We start from the raw sequence: 21,996 nt of genomic DNA, 5'->3' as shown, positions 1-21,996 counted from the left end.
ATCGCAAGGCGCCATTATTGCGCGGTCTGAATAAATTCATTGCCGAAGTCGCTCTGTGTCCTTGGCGGCGGCTGGTCTAGATTCAATGGCTGTGGGCCACGATCAACGCGACCCGTGTGATCCCCGAGGTTCCTGCCATGAAATCCACGCTTGCTCTTCTGTTCGCCGTTCCCGCCGCACTGCTTTCGCTCACCGCTTTCGCCGAAGAGGCGCCGGTCTATCGGTACGGCATGCCGCTGGACGTGGCCAAGGTACTGCGCATCGAGCAGCCCAACGAGCGCTGCGAAGTCAGCCTGGCAACCATGACCTACCTGGACTCCCACGGGCAGGTTCGTGCCGTACGCTATTTGCGCCAGACCACGCGCTGCAGCGACGTCTGAGCCTGCTCCAGACGTTCGGCAGAGGGTGCAACGGTCCGGCGATTCCCGCTGAGCGGTAGGAACTCAAGTCAGGGTTTCGTCAGGTTTTGGTGCGAAAAAGCTGCATCGTGCCCCGAAAATCCGCACAATGCACATTTGAGCTATCTTGAAACGCCGTTACACCCACCGGAAGTGTGCATTGTGAACAGTTCACAATGTTCGACATGCTCAAAATTTCCGCGTCGTTCCTGATTGGCTTTTCCGGCCCGCTATTTGCGTTGTGCCGGGAGTCCTCAACCAATCCTCGCGGAATGCTCCGATGAAAAAAGCCGAGATGAGTTCCCCCAGTGAATTCCCCCTGAGCGCGACGCCCAGGGAAGGGCGCAAAGGCCTGCTGCCCATCGCCATGGTCCTGTTCAGCTTCACCTTCTTCACCGGCACCATGTTCGCCGGCGGCAAGATCGGCATGGCCTTCGATTTCGTCGACATGCTCTGGGTCGCCTTCATCGGCAACGTGCTGCTCGCCATCTACGCCGCCGCCCTGGGCCTGATCGCCTCGCGCAGCGGCCTGAACACCGTGCTGATGGGCCGCTTCTGCTTCGGCGAGCGCGGCAGCAAGCTGTCCGACTTCCTCCTCGGTTTCGCCGAACTGGGCTGGTACGCCTGGGGCACTGCCACCGTGGCCATCGTGCTGGTGAAGATGCTGTCGCTGCCGGCGTGGCTGAACATCCCGCTGATGGTGGTGTTCGGCCTGCTCTTCTCGATCACCGCGATCATCGGCTTCAAGGGCCTGGACATCATGTCCCGCGTGTCCGTGCCGCTGATGTTCATCCTGCTGGTGGCATCGATGGTCATCGCCACCAACCACGCCGGCGGCTGGAGCGGCCTGCTGGCGAAGGAGCCGAGCCAGACGCTGACCTTCTCCGCCGCCGTGACCATGGTCTTCGGCACCTTCGCCAGCGGCGCGACCCAGGCCACCAACTGGACGCGCATGGCGCGCAGCGGGCGCATCGCGGTGATCGCCAGCGTGGTCGCCTTCCTCATCGGCAACGGCCTGATGATCGTCGCCGGCGCCTGGTGCGCCATCGTCTACCAGAACGCCGACATCGTCGAAGTGATGGTGCTGCAGGGCCTGTCCTTTGCCGCGGTGATCATGCTCTGCCTGAACCTGTGGACCATCCAGGGCCCGACCATCTACAACGTCTCCGCCGCCGCCTGCCACCTGGTGCGCAGCGAGCGCCGCCGCAGCATGACCCTGCTGGCCGCCGGCATCGGCATCGTCCTCGCCATCGGCGGCATGTACGAATGGCTGATCCCGTTCCTGGTGCTGCTGGGCTCGATCATCCCGCCGCTGGGTGGCGTGATCATGGCCGACTACTGGTACCGCAACCGCGGTGAATACCCGGCGCTGGTGGGCACGCATATCCCGGCGTTCAACGTTACGGGCCTTGCGTCCTACGCGGTCGGCGCGGGTCTCGCCTACGCCTCGCCGTGGATCGCGCCGCTGGTGGGCATTGCCGCCTCGGCCTTCTGCTACGTCGTGCTCACCGAAGTCACCCGCGCCCGCGCGCCGGTGGCCGAGCCGCGCGCTTGAGCCTGAGCGTCGAGGAAATCCTCCGCCTGCCGGGGCTGGAAAGCCTCGCGCTGCGGGCCGGCGCGCGCAATCTGCATCGCAGCGTACGCTGGTCCTACGTGGCGGAGAACGTCGGCATCGCCGAGTGGGTGATGGGCGGCGAGCTGGTGTTCGTCACCGGCATCAACCACAGCCGTGACGAAGCCAACCTGCTGCAGCTGGTGCGCGAAGGCGTCGCCAGCGGCATCGCCGGCATCGTCATCCTCACGGGCGACGAGTTCATCCAGCGCATCCCGCCGTCCGTGGTTCATCTGGCCGAAGTGGAAGGCCTGCCGCTGATCGAGCAGCCCTACGCGCTGAAGATGGTCATCGTCACCCACCTGATCGGCACGGCGCTGGTGCAGATGACCCAGGTGAAGACCTCGCGCCGGGACATCCTCGGCCAGTTGCTCAGCGGCGATTTCCCGAGCCTGGAGATCGTCCGCCGCCGCGCCCGGCACCTGGAGTTGCCGCTGGAAACGCCGCGCCGCCTGGTGGCGCTGCGGCTGTCCGGTGTCGATACGCTGTTCCAGCGGCACGAGCCCGAAGAGGCCGAGCGCGCCTTGCAGCAGACCCGCCAGCGTCTGCTCGACCACCTGGAGAACTGGCAGCAGGAGCGCCCCGAGCGCCTGCCGGTGGTGATCCAGGGTGACCTGTTCGTCCTCCTGCTGACGGAGGTCGAGCGTGCCGAACTGCACGCCCTGGCCGCCGCGCTGCAACAGGAACTGGCGCCGCTGCGTGCCTACCTCGGACTTTCCGCCCGCGCCGAATCCTGCGCCGAGTTTCCCCGCGCGCTGCTCGAGGCACGCCAGGCGCTGGATGTCGCCGAAGGCATGCAGGCGCCCGGCGGCTTCTGCGACTACCGTGAGCTGGGTGTGCTGCGCCTGCTGCGGGCGATTCCCGATCGCGCGGTGGTCGAGCAGTTCATGAAGGACACCCTCGGCCCGCTGCATGACGCGGGCCGCAAGCAGCCGCAGTTGCTGATCGAGACGCTCGACGCGCTCGTCCAGGAAGGCGGCAACGCGCTCAGGGCGGCACAGCGCCTGGGCATCCACCGCAATACCCTGAACCAGCGGATCGCGCGGATCGAGGCCCTGAGCGGCCAGTCCCTGGACGACGCGCAGTTCCGCCTGAATATCTCCGTGGCGCTGCTCATCTGGCGCATGTCCGCTGCGCCGCGCCACGAATAGCCTGAAGAGGACCTTTGATCCCATGAAAATCATCAACGCCTCGCTGCGCAAGCAGACCGGCCTGTTCACCATCCGCTGCGAAGGCGATGTCATCGCCGAAGTCGTCCAGCAAGCCGGCAGCGTAGCCGCCAGCGGCGACGACATCGACGCCCGCGGCAACCTGGCCATCGCTCCACTGGTGGAGCCGCACATCCACCTCGACGCCACCCTGACCGCCGGCGAGCCGGAATGGAACATGAGCGGCACGCTGTTCGAGGGCATCGAGCGCTGGGCCCAGCGCAAGGAAACCATCACGCACGCGGACACCAAGTCCCGCGCCCACACCACCATCCGCATGCTGGCCGCCCACGGCATCCAGCACGTGCGCACCCACGTCGACGTGACCGATCCGACCCTGGCCGCGCTCAAGGCCATGCTGGAGGTTCGTGAAGAAGCGCGGCACCTGGTGGACCTGCAGATCGTCGCCTTCCCGCAGGAGGGCATCGAGTCCTACGAAGGCGGCCGCGAGCTGATGGAAGAGGCGATCCGCCTGGGCGCGGACGTGGTCGGCGGCATCCCGCACTTCGAGAACACCCGCGAGCAGGGCGTCAGCTCGATCAAGTTCCTGATGGACCTGGCCGAGCGCACCGGCTGCCTGGTGGACGTGCACTGCGACGAGACCGACGACCCGAACTCGCGCTTCCTCGAAGTGCTCGCCGAAGAAGCCCGCGTGCGCGGCATGGGTGGTCGCGTCACCGCCAGCCACACTACCGCGATGGGCTCCTACGACAACGCGTATTGCTCCAAGCTGTTCCGCCTGCTCAAGCGCTCGGGCATCAACTTCGTCTCCTGCCCGACCGAGAGCATCCACCTGCAGGGCCGCTTCGACACCTTCCCGAAACGCCGCGGCGTGACCCGCGTGGCCGAGATCGACCGCGCCGGCATGAACGTCTGCTTCGGCCAGGATTCGATCAAGGATCCGTGGTACCCGCTGGGTAACGGCAACATCCTGCGCGTGCTCGATGCCGGCCTGCACATCTGCCACATGATGGGCTTCGACGACCTGCAGCGTGCGCTCGACCTGGTCACCGACAACAGCGCCCGCGCGCTGAACCTGGGCGCGCGCTACGGCATCGCCGCCGGCCGCCCGGCCAACCTGCTGGTGCTGGGTGTGGAAAGCGATTACGAAGCGGTGCGCCAGCAGACCAAGGCGCTGTACTCGATCCGCAATGGCCGCGTGCTGATGAAGCGCGAGCCGGAGAAGGTGGAGCTGGTCGAGGGCTGATCGACCACCCGGGTTTCTTGCGGAAGCGGCGAATGGCCGAGAGTCTTGGTGGAGACCTTCGGCCTTCGGCTCACGGCGCGGCGGATCGCGCGGCGCCTGATTGCGTACGAAGAACAGGGCATCGCGGGCGAAGTCCGCTTCTACGAAAGCGCCCGAAGCCGCCCCGCCCTTGTAGGAGCGAGCTTGCTCGCGAACGGATTCACCAGCAGTCCTGAAGCTGAGCGCTTTGCTCCCGTAGGAGCGGGCATGTGCCTCGTCACCCGGAGGGGCCGCGCCGCTAGAATCCGCTCTCCCGCAACGCCACCGCCAGCAACCGGGTCAAGCCTTCCCCCAGCCAGCTGCGCCGGGCGCCATCGATCTGCAGGTGCCCACGCGTTTCATGCAGGTTCGGCGGCGCTTCCTCCAGTTTCACCAGCACGTGGAACAGCGCCGGATTGGGTATCAGCGCGTCGCCCTGGGCGTTGACGTTCAGCGGGCCGCCGTAGCGCGAGGCGAGCATCGGCTGCTCCAACTGGCTGACGCGGGTGGTGCCGATCAGCACCACCTGGCCGTCGATGGGGCTGGGCACGCCCTCGGGGTAGAAGCGCACGCGGCCGCCGTCGGTGAGGCGCTGCACCTCGTCCTGCTTGACGTAGGCGTCCACCAGCCAGGAACCCGGATCGACCAGCACGCCGATCGGCTCGCGGGTATTGATCCACTGGCCGGCTTTCCACTCCGGGTTCACATCCATCCAGCGGCCGGCGAAGGGCGCTTGCAGCGTCAGGCGGGCCATCTCGTTGCGGGCGGCGCGGGCCTGCTGGTATTCCACGCCCAGGCGCTGGCGGGTGACGGCTTCCTCGGCGAGCCCCTGCGGGTCGGCGAGCATGCCGGCCAGGCGGCCTTCGTAGCCGCGGATGCTGGCTTCGCTGCCGCGTACCCTGGCGGCGATGTCCGGTTCTTCCATTACCGCCAGGGTTTCGCCCTTGGCGACTTCACCGCCGGAGCGCACATCGCGCAGCAGCGCAGGGAACGGCGCATAGACGTGCAACTGCTGCGCCGCGCGGGCCACGCCCATCGCGTGGACCTGGGTGCGCCAGGGCACCGCCAGCAGGAGCAGTACGGCACCAAGCAGTGCCAGGAAGACCAGTTTGCGCCGTGGCTTCACTTCCCCACGGCGCTGCCACCAGACCTTGAGTTCACGCCACACGGGCTGAACGATGAACCAGCTGATTTCCACGGCGAACAGGAAGATTCCCAGCAGTTTGAAGAAGAAGTAATAGACCGCCACGGCGATGCCGAGGAACAGCAGCAGGCGGTAGACCCAGGTGCCGAAGGCGAACGCCACCAGCAGGCGGCGCTTGCCGGTGGGGAAGTGTTCCGCCCACGGCTCGTCCAGACCGAGCAGGTTGCGGCGCAGGGTGGTGCGGGCCAGGGCGCTTGCGCGTTCGTGCAGGTTGGGGAAGTCCAGCAGGTCGGAGAGGATGAAGTAGCCGTCGAAACGCATGAAGGGGCTGGCGTTCAGCGCCAGCGACAGCGCCCAACTGGTGGTGGCCAGGTACAGCAAGGCGTTGCGCAAGGGGCCGGGATCGGCCAGCGCCCAGCCCAGCGTCGAGAGCCCGGCCAGGCCCAGTTCGGTGACGATGCCGGCGCTGGCGATGGCCAGACGCTGGCGGTTGCTGCGCAGTTTCCAGCTTTCCCCGGTGTCGGTGTAGAGCATCGGCCACATCACCACGAAGGCGATGCCCATGTGCGCGACCTTGAGCCCCAGCCGGGTCGCCACCAGCGCGTGGCCCATCTCGTGCAACGTCTTGGCCACCACCAGCGCGGCGGCGAAGCTGAGCAGGCCCTCGAAGGAGAAGGATTCCACCACATCGTGGGTGAAGGTGTCCCACTGGTGCGTGACCAGCACGATGCCGGCGAGGCTGAGCAGCAGCACCAGCGCCGCCGTGAAGCGGTTGAACAGCCAGGCGAGGCTGCCGGCGATGGCGCGCAGGAAGCGCTGCGGGCGGATCAGCGGGATGCGGAAGAACAGGTAGTGGTGCAGCCACCATTTCCAGGTGGTCCACTGGCTGCCTTCGCTGCGTGCCTGCAGGCGCGCCAGGGCTTCGGGGCCGGAGCGCAGCAACTGGTGGTATTCGAGGAACTGACGAAAGCCCAGCACCTGCTCGGTGTCGGGCTTGAGCGCGGTCTGCTCGGCGATCTGTTCGCTGATCTGCCGGGGTGTCTGTTCCCAGCGCAGCAGGCATTCGAACTCCAGCCAGCCGATGCGGTAGAACCGGTTGAGCACGCAGTCCTGGATCACCCACACCGGTTCGCCGTTGGGGCCGGGCGCGGCTTCGCTCAGGCGCAGGTCGTCGCGCAGGGGCGGGGTGGGCAGGTCTTCGACGGCAGTGTCCATCACCAGACTCTCTCCATCACCAGCCGGTCCAGGCGCGCAGCGAGGCCAGCGGCCGGCGCAGCAGGTAATAGCCGAGCACCACGCGTTCGCCGTAGAGCTTGGCGGTGCCGTGCAGGCCGAGGCGGGCGTGCGGCGGGGCGTTTTCCACGCTGGCCAGCAGGCGGTAGGAGGCCACGCCTTCGTCGCTGGGCTTGGCCTGGTAGCTGGTTTCGAGGATTTCCCCGTGCAGCGGGTCGAGCGGATAGGCGGTGAGGAACAGCGCGACCTTCGCCCCCGGCTCCAGGGCGATGGCGTCGGCCACCGGCAGTTGGATGCGCATGCCCGGTTTGCTCGGGTCGGCCACCTGGAGGATGCGTTCGCCGGTGACCACCGGCTTGCCCAGCCAGTCGTTGGGGTCGCTGTACACCGCGACGCCGGCGCGCGGCGAGAGCACGCGGGTGCGCGCCAACTGCGCCTGCACGGCGGCCAGTTCGGCGCGGCGCTGGCGGGCGCGGCCGTCGAGCACCGTCAGTTCGCTCTTGCTCTGCGGGTTGTCGAAGGCGCGCTGGCTGGCGGCCATGAGTTCGGCGTCGGCTACCGCGACTTCCTTGGCCAGCACTTCGGCGCGGCTGCGCAGGGTGGTTTCATCCAGTACGAACAGCGGCGTGCCGACTTCCACGCTCTGGTTGGGGCGCACCAGCATCTGCGCGATCACGCCGTCGATGGGCGAGCTGATCATCTGGGCGTTGCGCGACACGACTTCCGCCGGTGCCAGGGCCGTCTGCCGTACCGGGATCAGCAGCAGCGCGGCCAGGGCGACCGCGCCGATCAGCAGTTGACGCTTGCTCGGCCGCCAGAAGCGCAGGCGCGGACGTGGCCCGAAGGCGGCCCAGGCGTGCGCCCAGGTCTGCCAGACGCCTTGCAGCAGCGGTTGCAGGTTACGCGCCGGTGCCTCGTCGAGGAGGAACAGCACCAGCCCCTGGCGCTGGCCGGCGCGGTCGTGCAACGGTACGCACCAGAGTCCGGCGGGCCACCACTCGGCCCAGCCTTCGGCGATGTCCGCCGGCGGATCGAGGGCTTCGCGGGCGAGCCAGGCCGGCGCGGTGTCGGGCAGTTGCGCGGCGATCCAGCGGCTGGCGCGTTCGAGCCAGACCAGGTAGGGCGAGTCTTCCGTGGGCTTGGCCAGGCCGGAGACGGCCAGCAGTTCGTTGCGCGTGTCGTGGCAGGCGAACACCAGCGCCTGGTGGAAGCGCAGCAGCGGGAACAGGTCGTTGGCGATGCTGAAGGCCAGGCCGTTGCGCGAATCGGCCGCCAGCGCCTTGTCCCGCACATTGGCCAGGCTCAGCAGCAGCTGGGGTGGCGGCAGCAGCTCACTCATGGCTTTCGGGGAAGCGTGCGACCCCGCTCATGCCGGCGATCAGTTCGGGGTAGCTGGTGTCCAGCTTCGCCTCCAGCTCCACGGTCTGCGCCACGGCGTCGACCCGCGCGTTGATCGCGCTGACCTTGGCCGGGTAGTGCTTGCCGGTTTCGTGGATGTCCACTTGCAGCGGCATGCCCGGCTGCAGGCGTGGCAGCAGCGAGGAGGGCACGTTGAGGCGGACTTTCAGGGCGCCGTCGCTGACCAGGTCGAACAGCGGCGTGCCGGCGGAGACGGTCTGGTACGGCTTGACGTAGACCTTGGCGATGCGCCCGGAGAAGGGCGCGTCGATCAGGCAGTAGCTGGCCTGGGCGCGGGCCAGGGTGAGAGCGCCGTCGGCCTTTTCCACTTCGGTGCTGGCCATCGCCACTTCCAGGTCGCCCACCGCATCGAGCTTGCGCAGGTTGCGCTTGGCCGCAAGGTTGGCGCGGGCCATGTTCAGCTCGGCGGCGGCGACCTTGGCGCGGGCGTTGACTTCCACGCAGTTGAGCTGGGCCAGTTGCGCGTCCTTGGCGACTTTTTCGCCGAGACTGGCCTTGAGCGCGCCGAGGGTGCCGTTCATCTGGGCGGAGAGGGTGGTTTCCAGGTCGGCCACCAGCAGCACGCGAATTGCCCCCGGATCGTTGCCCGGGAGCGGCGGCAGGGGCGCGCCGGCGTCGGCGGCCAGCGCCGGTTGCAGCAGCATCAGGCAGAGCGGGAGGAACAGGTACGACGATTTACTGCGCGACATTGGCGCTTCCTTCACTGCTGGAGAGGCTGCTGGCGAGCAGGTTGCTGCTGGACTGCTGATCGAGCGTGCGTTGGATTTCCCGCGCAAGCGTCTTGATGTCGTGGTTCTCGATTTCCTTGGGCATCACCTCGAAGCCCACCGAGTTGTACAGCCGGCCCCAGGCGGCCTGGGCGTCGGAGTAGGCGGCTTCGCGCTGGTAGCGCGAGAGCAGGTAGCGGCCTTCGGCGCGGATCAGCTCCAGCTCGCTGCCCAGGGCGGCGCCACGGGCGGACTGGGCGTAGTCGAGCAGGCTCTTGTCGACCCGCAGGCTTTCGTTGGCGAACTCCACTTCCTGGCGCGCCAGCTGGTAGCGCAGCAGGCCGACGCGAACCTGGGTGAGGATGGCCATCGACAGTGCGGTGCGGCGCATGTCGTCGGTCTTCTCCTGGCTCTCTTCGGCGGCCTTGATGTCCGGGTACTGCAAGAGGCGCAGGAGGTTCATCGAGACCTGGACGCCGGTCTGGTTCCAGTCGTTGTTGTACAGGTACTTGTTGGAGTCGTACTCGTAGCCGTAGTTGAAGCTCAGGTTGGGCCACAGCTGCGCCTTGGCGATCTTCAGGTCGTTCATGTCGACGCGCTTTCTGTACCACTCTTCCATGATTTCCGGACGGTGCTCCAGGGACAGGCGCTCCAGTTGCTCGGTGTTGCTGGTGACCAGCGGCAGCGGCTGTTCGCTGACGTCGGCCAGCACCATCCTGGTGTTGGGCGGCAGCGACATCAGCGCGGCCAGTTCGGCGCGGGCGAACTCCAGGTCCTGGCGGCGCACGGTGAGCATGTATACCGAGTCGAGCAGGGCGCGCTGGTAGGCGAGGATGTCCTGGCGCGGCAGCAGGCCCTGGTTTTCCGCCTCGCGGGCGGCGGTCAGGGCGCGGTGGGTGCGCATCAGCAGGCCGTCCACTTCCGGCAGCAGGCGCTGGGCGCCCAGGGCGCGCCAGTAGGCGTTGCGCACGTCCTGCAGGACATTCTGCGCGACCTTCTCGCGGCGTTCCTCGGCCATCAGCATCTGGTCGTTCTTCTGCTGGGTGCGGTAGTAGGCGACGCCGAAGTCCAGCAGGCTCCAGGACAGTCCCAGGCTGTACAGCGTGCGGTAGCGCTCCTCGGAGGTGGATGGGCGCAAGCTGACCTGGCGGTCCTCGATGCCGATGGAGGTGCCGCCCGAATCGTTGTTGCGCCCGGCGTAGCCGGCCGAGGCCACCAGGCGCGGCAGCATCTCGTGGCTGGTGACGTCGCGCAGGTCTGATGCCAGCGCGCTTTCCAGCAGCTTGAGGCGGTAGTCGAGGTTGTATTTCAACGCTCGGGCGGAGGCTTCGTAGAAGGTGATCGGACCGTTCACCGGCTCCTGTTCCTTGTACATCCGCGCCTGGTCTTCGATGACCCGCTGTCGCATTTCATCCTGGGTATAGGGCTTGGGCTGGAATGACGAACAGGCCGTCAGAACGACAGTGGCGGCGATCGTGGCACTCAGGCATTTCAGGGCGTATGCGGGCATGTGCAGTCCTTGGTCCATCCGTGATTGTTGCGTACGCATCATGGGTTGCCGCTCCGGCGTTGGGCGGCGTCGCGCAGTTGGGCACGGAAGCCCGGTGCGGTCTGCGCGTGTTCAGCGTTCTTCGCCAGCATGTCGCCGGGCAGCGGCGCCCACAGCGACGGATCGGGGAGCAGGCCGTCGGCGCTCAGGCTGGTGACGCCGTGGCGGCCTTCCACCCAGCGCTTGTCCAGGTCGCTGGCGCGCCGGCTTTCGCCCACGGCGCGGGCGACGAACTGGCCCTTCACCTGGCCGAGCTGATCGCCGAGCGACTGGCTCTCGATCTCCGGGGTGGCGAAGAGATCGATGTTGCTGCCGTCCGCGCTCCAGGCGGACAGCGAGAGGTTGTTGTCGATGCGCTCCACCACCGGCTGTATGAAGATCGCCGGGTCGTATCCCAGCGGCGGGTCGTGCGGGCGGCCGTCTTCGGCGAAGAGGCCGGCGTAGGGCCCTGGCGGGATGTAGGGTGTCGAGATGTCCAGGGTGATGGTCAGCAGCGCCTGGTCGGTGGCGCCGGCGAGGTCGCTGATGGTGTAGGTGAAGTAGTCCTTGAGGATCTGCCCGAGGCCGGCGGCCGCCAGCACTTCCTTGTTGCTCAGGTCGATGGTGTAGGTGTAGCTGCCGTCGGCGTTGAGCACCAGGGTGCCGTAGCGCCCGGCGATGGGCTGGCCGACGCTACCCGAGGTGCCGCTTTCGTTCTCCTGGCCGGTGCGAATGCCGGTGACGCTGAGCTGGTCGCCGCCGTCGATGTCGCTGTCGTTGGGCAGGACGTTGCCGCTGGTGTGCGGCGCCGGCACCTGGTCGCTGGCGAAGTTGCTGTCGTCGCGCGCCACCGGGTTGTCGTTGGCGCCCTGGATGGTCAGGGTCAGGCGCGCGTCGGAGGTGGCGCCGGCGGTGTCGCGCATGCGGTAGGTGAAGACCTCGCTGAGGGTTTCGCCGGCGCTGCGCATGGCTTGCACGGTGGGGTTGTTGTTGTCCACCACATAGCGGTAGCTGCCGTCGGCGTTGATCACCAGGGTGCCGTAGAGCCCCTGCAGGCTTTGACCGGCGCTGGCATTGCGGCCGTTCTCGGCGCTGAAGCCCACCACCTGGCGGGTTTCGCCGTTGGCCACGCTATCGACGTCGCTGTCGTTGTCCAGCACGTTGCCGCTGGGGTTGAGCCCCGGCGTGGCGTTGTTCACGCCGCCGGCTTCCACGGCGGTGGCGGTATCGTCGCTGGCGATGGGCGTGTCGTTGGCGCCGCGGATGACGATGGTCAGGCGCGAGTGGCTTTGCGCGTTGAACTTGTCGTGGATGCCGTAGGTGAAGACTTCGCTCAGCGTCTGGCCGGGGAGGCGCAGGGCCTGCACGGCGTCGAGGCTGTTGTCGACTTCGTAGGACCAACTGCCGTCGGCGTTGATCAGCAGGGTGCCGTACAGGCCGCGCAGCGGGGTGCCGACCACGCCGTTGGCCGGCCCGGACGCATCGCCCCCGGTGCGGATATCGAACACGGTGAGGGTGTCGCCCTCCAGGTCGGTGTCGTTGTCCACCACGTTGCCGCTGGGGTTGAGCCCCGGCGTGGCGTTGTGCAGGCCGCCGGCTTCCAGGGCATCGGCCGAGTCGGGGTTGGCGTGGGGCGCGTCGTTGCGGCCGAAGACGATGATGCTCAGCTGCGCCAGATCGACCAGGCCGCCGTTATCGCGCACTTCATAGGTGAAGTGTTCGACCAGTGTCTGCAGCAGGGAGAGCGCCTGCACCGCCGGATTGTTCGAATCGACGTTGTAGGTGTAGCTGCCGTCGGAGCCGATGATCAGTTGCCCGTAGAGCCCCTGGATGAGGGTGCCGTCGACGTTGCTGGTTCCCGCACCGACAGCCGCCAGGGTGCCGCCGGCGGTCTCGGGACCGACACGGATGCCGCTGACGACCTTGCCGTCGCCGGCGTCCACGTCGGTGTCGTTGTTCAGCACGTTGCCACTGGGGTTGTAGCCGGTGCCGCCGTCCTCGGTCTGCGCCAGGGCGAGGGAGAGGTCGTCGTGGGCCACGGGGGCGTCCCAGGCGCCGAGAATGGCGACGCGCAGCAAACCGATGTCGCTCGCGCCGTCGGCATCGACGACCTGGTAGGTGAAGAACTCCACCAGGCTTTCGCCCGGCTTGAGGGCTTCCACCTCCGGCAGGCGGTTGTTGATGACGTACTGGAACTGACCGTCCGCCTGGATGTGCAGCACGCCGTAGCGGCCGAGCAGGGTGGTATCGGCATCGCCGACGGCATTGAAGGTGGCGTTGGAGGAGCGGTCGCCGTTGCGTACGCCATTCACCAGCCGGGTCTCGCCGTAGGCATCCACGTCGCGGACATCGTTGAGCGAGTTGCCGGAGGGCGACACACCCGGGGTGCCATTGAAGGTGCCCCCTGCCTCGATGGCGATGACCGCGAGGGACGGGGCATGGGGCGCGTCGTTGCGACCGTGGATGGTGATGGTCAATTGCGCCGTGGAGGTGGCGCCGGCGAGATCGCGGATGGTGTAGGTGAAGGTGTCTTCCAGGCGATCGGAGTCATGGCGCAGCGCTTCGACCAGCGGGTTGTCGTTGTCCAGGACGTAGCTGAAGGTGCCGTCGGCGTTGAGGACGAGGGTGCCGAAGGCCCCGCTGAACGCGCTGCCCAGGGTGCCGTTGCGCAGGCCCTGGCGTACGCCGGTCAGCACCAGCGCGTCGCCGACGTCCACGTCGCTATCGTTGGCCAGCACGTTGCCGCTGGGGTTGAGGCCGGGAATGTCGTTGTCGCGGCCGCCTTGCTCGATGGCGGCGACGTTGTCGTTCTGCGCCACGGGCGTGTCGTTGGCGCCGTGGATGGTGATGCGCAGTGTGGCCAGGTCCTGGGCGCCGTCGGTGTCGACCACCGCGTAGGTGAAATCGTCCGTCAGCTGGTCGGCGGCGCTGCGCAGCGCCTGTACGCGCGGGTCGTTGTTGTCCAGCCGGTAGTGGTAGCTGCCATCGGCGTTGAGGGTCAGCCAGCCGTAGGTGCCGCGCAGCTCCACGCCCAGGCTGCCGGCGGTGCCGGTGGCAAATTCGCCGCCGGTGCGTACCCTGTCGACGGCCTTGGTTTCGCCAAGGTCGACCGAGTCCACGTCGCTGTCGTTGTCCAGCACATTGCCGCTGGGATCGCTGCCGGGATGGTTGTTGTTGACGCCGCCGGCTTCGATGGCCAGCGCGCCATCGTCGGTGGCCACCGGGTTGTCGTTGGCGCCGTGGATGACGATGAGGATGAAGGAGGGGTCGGACAGACCCGTGGTCCCCGTGGGATCGGTGTTGTCGGTGAGGACGTAGGTGAAGCCTTCGAACAGGTGGTCGGTGTTCAGGCGCAGGCCTTCGACGGTCGGGTCGCCGTTGTTCAGCGCATAGCTGTAGGTGCCGTCGCGGTAGATGGTCAGGGTGCCGTATTCGCCGTCGACGACCAGGGGCAGGGCCGGGTCGGCCGGGAAGGTCTGGCCGTTGACCGAGTACACGCTGATGGGATCGCCATCCGGGTCGAAGGCCAGGGTAGTGACGTCGCCGCTCGGGTCGCTGCCGCCGGTGCCGTTTCCGACGCCGCCTTTCTCGACGGCGGTGGCCACGACGATCTGTGCCACGGGCGGGTCGTTGACGCCACGGATGGTGATGACCAGTTGCGCGCGGTCCTTCAGGCCTTCCTGGTCGACGATCTCGTAGGTGTAGTAGACCACCACGGCCTGGCCTGCCTGCAGGCCCCGGATGATGGTGTTGTCGCTCTTGACGTCGAACTGGAAGGAGCCGTCGGAGTTGATGGTCAGGGTGCCGAAGGGGTCGGGGTCGGTGACGACGACATTGTTGATCTCGGCGTAGGTGGCCGCGATGCGGGTGCCGGTTCCGACGGTGTCGAGCAGCGCGTTCGGGTCCTCGCGCATCGAGCCGATGCCAATCACCGTCAGCTTGGAGCTGGGCCGGTCGATGCGGTCGACGTCGGTGTCCACGCCGTTGCCACCGGGCTGGGTGACTGGGCCGGGGCGGCTGGGGAATAGGATGACGTTGCCGCTGGGGTTGCTCTCCAGCGCCGGGTCGTCGGTGGCTCCGGCCTGGGCCACGGCGCGGTCGTCGCTGGCCACCGGGTTGTCGTAGCTGCCGCTGATGGTGATGCGCAGCTCGGCCAGGTCGCTCAGGCCGCCGGCATCGGTGACCCGGTAGGTGAAGTATTCGATCAGCGTGTCGCCGGGCACCAGGCGCTCCACGGCGGTCTTGGTGTTGTCGACCACATAGCGGTAGGAACCGTCGGAGTTGATGGTCAGGGTGCCGTAGGTGCCGTCGATGATCTGCGGCACGCCGCTGACCATGTCGGTGATGGGGCCGGGGACGGCCTCGCGGAGGTTGCGGATGCCGGTGACCTCCTTGGTTTCACCGTACAGGTCGACGTCGGTGTCGTTGCTCAGCACGTTGCCGACGGCGTCCTGGCCGACGGTGGTGTTGTTCTGCCCGCCGGCCTCGATGGCGCTGCCCGGGTCGTCGACGGCCACCGGGGCGTCGTTGGCGCCGTGGATGGTGATGGTGATGGTGGCGCTGGAGCTCGCCCCGGCCAGGTCGGTGATGGTGTAGGTGAAGGTGTCGCTCAGGGTGTCGGTGGAGCTCCGCAGCGCCTGGACGTCGGGGTTGGTGTTGTCGACGAGGTAGACCGCCGCGCCGGTGCTGTAGATCATCAGGGCCCCAAAGTCGCCGGTGACGATCCGGAAGGAATTGTTCGGCACGCCGAGCTCGGGGCTGCCCGGCACGCCGGCGCTGGCGACCTTGATCACGTCGTTGTTGGTGGCGATGTCGACGTCGCGGTCGTTGCTCAGCACGTTGAACGACGGATTGGTACCCGGCGTCTGGTTGTTGGTGCCGCCGGCCTCCACCGCGTCAGCGGCGTCGTTGGCGGCGATGGGCGGATCATTGACCGGTGTGACGATGATCTGCACCTGGTCGACGTCGGTCAGGGCATCGGCGCTCTGGCCGGGGATGCCGTCGTGGTTGGTGTCGCCGAAATTGCCCTGGTCATTGGTGGTCATGGTCAGGGTTTCGGCATTGCGGAAGGTGTTGAAGTCCTGGTCGCCCTTGTAATAGACCTGCGACAGCAGCACGTTCAACTGCGCCAGGCTGCCGCTCAGCGTCAGGCTGCGCCCGGCGCCGCCCGGCGGGGTGGCGTTGGAGCCGGGCGGCGTGGCGGTCTGCCAGAGCACGCCGTGCTGGACGGTCAGAGTGATGCTGAGGATGCCGCTGCCGGCATCGGAGTCGGCGACGGCCAGCCCGAGCAGGTGCAGCACGGTGTCTTCCCGGCCCTGCTGGCCGGCGAGGGTATTGACCGGTGCTTCGTTGAGGTGCACGTAGCCGGCATTGGCATTGCTCACGGCGCCTTCGCCCAGGGCCAGGGCGACACTGCCCAGGCCGTTGGCGCTGGTGCCGGTATCGGTGTCGATGCGCACGTTGAAGCGGTTGTCGGCGGCGAGCTGGAAGGACTGCGGCATGACCACCAGGTAGTTGCCGGTCGGCAGCACGGAGAACTTGTACTGGCCGTTGGCGTCGGTGGTGGTGGTGAACACGCGGTCGTCGGCGGTGCCGAAGCTGTCGTCGGCGCCGGCCCAGGTCAGCTGCACGGTGCGCCCGGCGAAGCCGGGGCCGTCGGGGGTGAGGCTGCCGGTGGCCGAGTTGGTGTCGTTCCACAGGGTGCCCTGGACAACGCCCAGGCCCACGCCGTCGCTGAGTACATAGTTGTTCAGCCCGGCCGTGCCGTCCTGGCCGGTGCGTTCGCCGCTGGCGGTGCCGGCGGCGCCGGGGACCGAGCCACCCCAGCCGCTGGTTTCGAAGCTGGTCGGCAGGCTGGTCCAGGTCAGCACCGCCGAACTTGCGGCATTGTCGACCACCACCGTGCTGGGCACGGTGACGCGGTAGATGACTTGCACCTTGTCGCCCACCGCCAGGCGGTCGAAGTCCACCGAGAGGGCGCCGCTGGTGCTGACGCGGACGCCCGCCGGCAGGTTGTTCAGGTCCAGCGCGGTGCCGTTGAGCAGGATGCCCTGTACCTGGTAGTTGCTGCCGCTGGGGAACTGGTCCTGCAGGTGCACGTTATAGGCGGGGACGCCGCCGTTCTGGGTGAAGTCCACCGACACGGTGGCCGTGGTGGTGCTGGGCCCCGGCTGGATGTCGATGACCTCTTTGTGGACGCGGTCGAAGTTGGGCTCGACCACGTGTTCGAGCAGGGTGTCGCTCATGCCGCGGTCGACGTCCTGGCCGGGCAGGCCGACGTGCTCGATGGCCTTCACGCCCAGGGTCGAGCCCGCCTGGTTGCTGGCGACGTTGGTGACCCGCACGTTGAAGTCGAGGACGATGCCCTCGACGTTGCCGTCGACGGTTTCGCGGTTGACCACGTTGCCCAGGTTGAAGGTGACGGTCTGGCTGCCATTGGCGTTGGTGACGATGCTCAGGTTGGTGGCGTTGCCGTCGAAGATGCCGGTGGGGTTCACGCCGCTGAGGTCGGGCATCAGGTACCCGGCCACCGGGCTGGTTTCGTTGCCGGCCATCCACAGGGTGCCGCCCTTGATCAGGCTGGCGTCGGTGCTCAGGCCGTTGAGGTTGTCCGAGACCAGTGCAATGAGGATGTTGTTCAGGTCGGCCGGGAGGAACTGCAGCCCGGCGCCCAGCTCGAGGCGTACCTGGTAATTGGGGTTGTCGCCGGCCGGCACCAGGACCACCACGCGGTAGCGGATCACCTCGCCGATGGCCACGCTCTCGTTGATCGCGGAGGTGGTGACGCCGGCGCCGTCGCTGGGCGGCGGGGTATCCGGCAGGCCGCCGACGCGGGAAATCAGGATGCCGTTGGATACCGGGAAGAGCAGGGCGGAAATCTGCCGGTAGTCGTTGAGGTCGCCGCCATTGAGCACTCCGTCGGCGCCGGTACGTTCGCCGGCGTTGGCGCCATCCAGGCTGGTCCATTGCACCCGCGCATTGTTGGCGAAGTCCGCCTGGCCGGCGGCCGTGGCGTTGACCACGCCGGTGAGGCGCAGGGTGATGCTGCCGCCCTTGGCGATGTCGATGTTGGCGCCGTTGGCGGTGATCAACTGGCCGTTCTGGATGACGAAGTCCACACCGCCGTTGTTGGTGGCGCCACCCTGGTAGAGCACGCCGGTGAGGGTGATGTTGTCCAGCTCGGTGGGCAGGATGTCCAGCAGGTTGATGTCGAACGCGGCGTAGTCGTTGGCGCCGTTGCCATTGCTGATGGTGATGGTGAAGTCCACCCGGTCGCCCTGGTCGTAACCGCCGATGCCGGGGGTGGAGGTGATGGCCTGGGTGATCTGCAGGGTCGGCTCGCGCACGATGACGGTCGGCGCGCCGTCGCTGCGGTTGACGGTGCGGTTCAGCGGGGTGGTGCCGTTGGGGGTGTCGCCGTCCGGGTCCTGGTAGGCCAGCCGGGCGTCATTCTGCAGCGAGCGAGTGGCCTGGTTGCCCATGACGTTGCTGGCTACCAGCTGCACGCGGATGACGAAGCTGCTGTTGCCGGTCTCGTTGTCGACGCCGGCCGTGGAGGCGCTGAAGACGAAGCGCGCGTCGACGCCGTCGGCGCCCAGGGTGCCGCCAACGCCACTCATGCCGCTGATGACGATGTTGCCGAGGAAGTCGCGGCTGAGCGAGCCGCCGCTGCCGGAGGCGGTGATGATCAGTTGATAGCCCAGGCCGCCGTTGAAACTGGTGTCCAGGCGCAGCCCGGCGGGGATGAGATCGTCGATGCTGAGATTGCGCGTGGTGCCTTCGGGCAGGGTGACGACGATGTCGTAGAGCATGCTTTCGCCCACCACCAGGTTGTTGCCGGTGGTGTGACTGGCGCTGGAGTCGCCCTCGCTCAGGCTGCCGCCGGCGAACACCTTGCGGACCTCCGGGGCCGCCACCTGCTGGTTGGCGATGTCGCTGAGGTCGGTGGGGGTGAAGTCGGTGCCGTTGTCGATGCTGGCGTAGTTGCTCAGGATCGCCGTGCTCTGCAGCGTGCGGCCGGCGGCGATGGCGTTGTTGGCAACGACGTCGTAGGTGATCACCACGACGTTCTGCCCGCTGGTATCGGCGGTGGTTCCGGCGCGGCCGGGCAGCAGGCTGGCGACGAAGCCGGCATCGAGGAAGGTGATCCGGTTGCCGGAGACGCTGTAGTCCACGTTCGCGCGCAGCAGGGTGCCGTCGCCCCGGTAGATCTGCAGGTTGGCCGCCGCCAGGCTGCCGCCGACGAAGGTCAGGTCCGGGGGCAGGGTGATGCTGGTGACCACGTCGAAGGCGCCGCCGCCGCCGGTGTTCTCGATGGCCGTGGCCAGGCGCAGCATGTCGCCGCCGTCGATGCCGGTGATGTTGCCGTCGATGGCGGACAGGTCGGTGACGCGGCCGCCGAAGGGGACGCCGGAGGTGCCCGGCTTGTTCCAGGTGCCGGTAGTCCCGGTGACCGTGCCGTTGTAGCTGGAAACCACGCCGTGCTTGATGTTGAGCACGGGTTCGGCGATCGACTGGACCACCGCGATGTCGGACGACACCAGCACGGTCTTGTTGATCGTGGTGGTCTGGCTGGATTGCGCCAGTACGTCCAGCGAGCGCTGGTCGGCGAAGGGCTGGTCACCCACGCGCAGGGTGAAGGTCAGCTCGATGCGCCCGCCAGTGGCCTGGGTGACGCTGTAGTTGCCGAAGTTGAACACCACCGAGTTGCCGGGGCCGCTGCTGACGCTGATCGCCCGCGCCGGATCGCTGTTGCCGGGGCCGATGCTCCATTGGCCGACGCCGCTGCCCACGGTCCAGCCGATGCCGCTGACGTTCAGCAGGGGCAGGGGCAGGTAGGCGGTGAGGCTGAAGTTCTCGTAGTCGCCGGTGACCAGGTCGTAGGACAGCTGGAAGGTCACCACGTCGCCGGGGCGCAGTTCACCGTCGGCGGGCGGATTGCCGCCGTTGACCTGCAGCAGGTTGATGTCGACCTGGCTGGTGGGAATGCTGCTCAAGGTGCTGGAACCGTCGCTCTGCAGATCGCCGATGTTGATGGCGTCCTCGAGCACGGTGGCGCTCACTGTCGCGTTGTTGCCCAGGCTGTCGCCTTCGTTGATCTCGGTGTGCGGCGGGTGGCTGGTGGTGTAGGCCTGGTTGATGATCGCGTTGTAGCTGATGACCGCGGTGGTGGCGGTGCTCTGCACGTCATCGAAGGCCAGGTCGCCGAACAGCGCGCCAAACCCCAGGCCGTCCACGGCGTTGAGCAGCGAGGTGCCGATGTCGACGGTGAGGGTGGTGGTGCCGTCGGCATTGGCGGTGGCGGTGTAGACCAGGGCGATGGTGCGGGTGACGCCGTTCTGGCTGATCGTCATGGTCGGCGCGCCGACGATGCTCTGGCCGTCGGCGAGGGTGTCGGTAACGGTGAACTGGCCCTCGCGGAGGATGTTCTCGCCGAAGGCGAAGTAGTCCGACAGCGCCACGTTGAGCACATAGCGCAGCGTGTCGCCGGGACTCAGGCCGGTGCTGCCGGTATCGTTCTGCAGCAGTGCCTGCTTCTGCAGGGTGATGCTCTTGGCGACAAACTGCGCGCCGGTGCCGTCGCCGGTGGCGCTGAAGTCGACATCGGTGGCGGGGGGCGTCAGGTCGCGCGGGTCCAGCGGCGTCCATTGCCCGGTGGCGCTGGGCGGGCCGAAGCTGATGGTGACCGGATCGCCGGTGTCGGGGTCGATCACCGGGGCGCCGTCGGCGCCGACTTCGGGCACGTAGAAGTCCACGGTGGAGCTGGTCGGCCCGCTCAGGGTCGCGTAGTCGATGGTGTAGGCGACGACGAAGACATTCGGGTCGGCGATGGCCGCGGCGATCAGCGCAGGGTTGGTCAGCACGGTGCCGTTGCGCAAGGTCACCGAGGTCAGGGTGCCGCCGGCGCCGGGGGTGATGGCGGTGACCCGCACGTCCTCCGGCACGCTCTGGGTGATCACCACGTTATGCAGCGTCTGGCCGTCGGCGGGGGTGACGGTGACGGTTTGCGTATGCACGAAGTTGGGACCGGTGGCGGTCTCGCCTTCGGTCATGTTGAGGCTCTGGGTGATGTCGAGCAGGGTCGGGTGGATCGCCAGGGCGTGAAGGGTGGCTTCCACCAGGCTGGGGTCGACCGTGGGGTTGTTCAGCGAGTCGTTGCCGTACTCGAAGCCGCCGCGCGCCTGGATGGTCAGGTCCGGGCTGCCGGTGGTGAGGCTGGTGTCGGCCAGGTTGCTGAGAGTCGCGGTGACCTGCAGGGAGATGGTCGGCTGGTCCTGCGAGACGCTGGCGTAGGGCACCTGCAGCACCACGAACTGGTCGCCCGGTTTCATGCCGACGCTGGCGGCGCTGATCACCAGCGCCTTGCCGCTGGCGTCCTTGGCCAGCGGATGGGTGGCGTTGCCGCTGGCGTCGAAGGTGACCACATAGGACTTGACCGCCTGCCCCAGGTAGCTGGCGCTGACGAAGCGAATGCCGTCGTCGCCGTCCTTGCCGGTGGCCGGCAGGAACAGGTCGATATAGGGCGCGAAGCCGACCTGGCTGGAGCTGTTGCGCAGGTCGATGTTGAAATTGAACGAATCGCCCAGCAGCACGTCGGGGCTCGGCATGCTGATGCTCACCGTCGGGCTGGCATCGGGTAGCAGGCCCTGGAAGCTGCTCAGGGTGTCGGCGCTCAGGGCGATGGCCTTGTCCAGGTCGCCGTTGCGCACCTCCAGGTTCCAGTCGCCCCCGGCGCTGCCGGCACCGGTGGCATTATTGGAGGCACCGACGTCGGCCCCGGTCCAGCGCGCGATCTCGTTGACCAGCGCCTGGCCGGCGCTGCCGGCGCCCACGTCGCAGCCGTAGAGCTGGATGTCCGCGCCGGGGCTGAGTTCGCCGCGCCAGGCGCTCAGGCGTTCGCCGAACTGGTCGACGGTCTGGGCGGTGAAGGTCTGGTTACCCAGGGTGAACTGGCCGGTGGCGCCGTGGGAGAACACCTGGATGGAGTCCACCTGGCCCAGTTGCGCCAGGGCGTTGCTGATGGCGGCGATGGCATCCTGGCCGGCGTCGACCACCAGCGCGGTGCTGCCTACCGGCAGGCTGGCGGCCAGTTGCTCACGGTTCTCCAGGCGAGCGTCGATCACTACCAGGTTGCGCGGGGCGCTGGGCGCGGGGGCCGCCGTCTGGGCGCGGGCTTCCACCGCGGTGGCGGGTGGCGTGCTGTCCTTGGCGTCAGCGGCCTGGGCGTCGTGGTGTTGCTGGTCGACCGCCGCGGCGGCGGCGCCGTCGAAGAGAATGCGCTGCTCCAGAGCGAGAGCGAGGCTGCTGGGGCGGAGAAGGAATGCGGCGCGCGCCTTGCCCTGATTATCCATTTCAGTACCCGTCGGATCGGTCAATGATCACGGCTTGGAACGCAAACTCAAGCACATACGAGTGGCAAGCTTAGACATTGATTCGCGATAGCGAATAGGAATGTCCGTGTGCATTTCGCGACATCTCATACAGCTGCTTTCTGATCGTTCCGACAGGAACCCAATGCGCCG

9 protein-coding genes are annotated in these 21,996 nt (G+C 67.5%); 4 read left to right on the top strand and 5 right to left on the bottom strand.

The window, feature by feature from the left end; genetic code table 11:
- Nucleotides 1-137: 137 nt before the first annotated feature.
- From H681_RS12990 to codA, 4 genes are all read left to right on the top strand, one after another.
- Entirely contained in the window at nucleotides 138-380 is a 243-nt protein-coding gene (locus H681_RS12990) for a DUF2790 domain-containing protein (protein ID WP_015477326.1), read from the top strand.
- A gap of 313 nt (nucleotides 381-693) precedes the next feature.
- Nucleotides 694-1,953, top strand: coding sequence for a cytosine permease (gene codB / locus H681_RS12985; protein WP_015477325.1), 1,260 nt, complete (start codon nucleotides 694-696; stop codon nucleotides 1,951-1,953).
- Complete coding sequence (locus tag H681_RS12980; protein WP_015477324.1) at nucleotides 1,950-3,161, top strand: PucR family transcriptional regulator; 1,212 nt, start codon at nucleotides 1,950-1,952, stop codon at nucleotides 3,159-3,161. Before codB ends, H681_RS12980 begins: the two co-directional genes overlap by 4 nt.
- A gap of 22 nt (nucleotides 3,162-3,183) precedes the next feature.
- Entirely contained in the window at nucleotides 3,184-4,425 is a 1,242-nt protein-coding gene (gene codA / locus H681_RS12975) for a cytosine deaminase (RefSeq protein WP_015477323.1), read from the top strand.
- 277 nt (nucleotides 4,426-4,702) lie between these two features.
- Here codA and H681_RS12970 read toward each other — a convergent pair whose 3' ends face one another.
- Genes H681_RS12970 through H681_RS12950 form a run of 5 tightly spaced genes read right to left on the bottom strand, consistent with a single transcriptional unit; the run spans nucleotide 4,703 to nucleotide 21,825 of the window.
- On the bottom strand, nucleotides 4,703-6,802 hold the full coding sequence (locus H681_RS12970; protein WP_015477322.1) for an HlyD family efflux transporter periplasmic adaptor subunit: 2,100 nt from the start codon (nucleotides 6,800-6,802) through the stop codon (nucleotides 4,703-4,705).
- Between the two features lie 16 nt (nucleotides 6,803-6,818).
- Nucleotides 6,819-8,159 (bottom strand): efflux RND transporter periplasmic adaptor subunit, encoded by a 1,341-nt coding sequence (locus H681_RS12965; protein WP_015477321.1) that lies wholly within the window; start codon nucleotides 8,157-8,159, stop codon nucleotides 6,819-6,821.
- The gene (locus H681_RS12960; RefSeq protein WP_015477320.1) at nucleotides 8,152-8,928 is read right to left on the bottom strand and encodes an efflux RND transporter periplasmic adaptor subunit; all 777 of its coding nucleotides are present in this window, start codon (nucleotides 8,926-8,928) and stop codon (nucleotides 8,152-8,154) included. Before H681_RS12960 ends, H681_RS12965 begins: the two co-directional genes overlap by 8 nt.
- Complete coding sequence (locus H681_RS12955; protein ID WP_015477319.1) at nucleotides 8,915-10,456, bottom strand: TolC family protein; 1,542 nt, start codon at nucleotides 10,454-10,456, stop codon at nucleotides 8,915-8,917. The genes H681_RS12960 and H681_RS12955 overlap by 14 nt, the downstream gene beginning before the upstream one ends.
- A 38-nt stretch (nucleotides 10,457-10,494) precedes the next feature.
- Nucleotides 10,495-21,825 (bottom strand): VCBS domain-containing protein, encoded by an 11,331-nt coding sequence (locus H681_RS12950; RefSeq protein WP_015477318.1) that lies wholly within the window; start codon nucleotides 21,823-21,825, stop codon nucleotides 10,495-10,497.
- Between the last annotated feature and the right edge of the window lie 171 nt (nucleotides 21,826-21,996).

Source organism: Pseudomonas sp. ATCC 13867 (assembly GCF_000349845.1).
In the GTDB taxonomy this organism is placed as follows: domain Bacteria; phylum Pseudomonadota; class Gammaproteobacteria; order Pseudomonadales; family Pseudomonadaceae; genus Pseudomonas.
This window is presented reverse-complemented; position numbering and strand designations above follow the sequence as displayed.

Bases quoted from the DNA above. Each gene is read 5' to 3' on its own strand.
- H681_RS12990 (WP_015477326.1), top strand. From the start codon at position 138: ATGAAATCCACGCTTGCTCTTCTGTTCGCCGTTCCCGCCGCACTGCTT.
- codB (WP_015477325.1), top strand. From the start codon at position 694: ATGAGTTCCCCCAGTGAATTCCCCCTGAGCGCGACGCCCAGGGAAGGG.
- codA (WP_015477323.1), top strand. From the start codon at position 3,184: ATGAAAATCATCAACGCCTCGCTGCGCAAGCAGACCGGCCTGTTCACC.
- H681_RS12970 (WP_015477322.1), bottom strand. From the start codon at position 6,802: ATGGACACTGCCGTCGAAGACCTGCCCACCCCGCCCCTGCGCGACGAC.
- H681_RS12965 (WP_015477321.1), bottom strand. From the start codon at position 8,159: ATGAGTGAGCTGCTGCCGCCACCCCAGCTGCTGCTGAGCCTGGCCAAT.
- H681_RS12960 (WP_015477320.1), bottom strand. From the start codon at position 8,928: ATGTCGCGCAGTAAATCGTCGTACCTGTTCCTCCCGCTCTGCCTGATG.
- H681_RS12955 (WP_015477319.1), bottom strand. From the start codon at position 10,456: ATGCCCGCATACGCCCTGAAATGCCTGAGTGCCACGATCGCCGCCACT.
- H681_RS12950 (WP_015477318.1), bottom strand. From the start codon at position 21,825: ATGGATAATCAGGGCAAGGCGCGCGCCGCATTCCTTCTCCGCCCCAGC.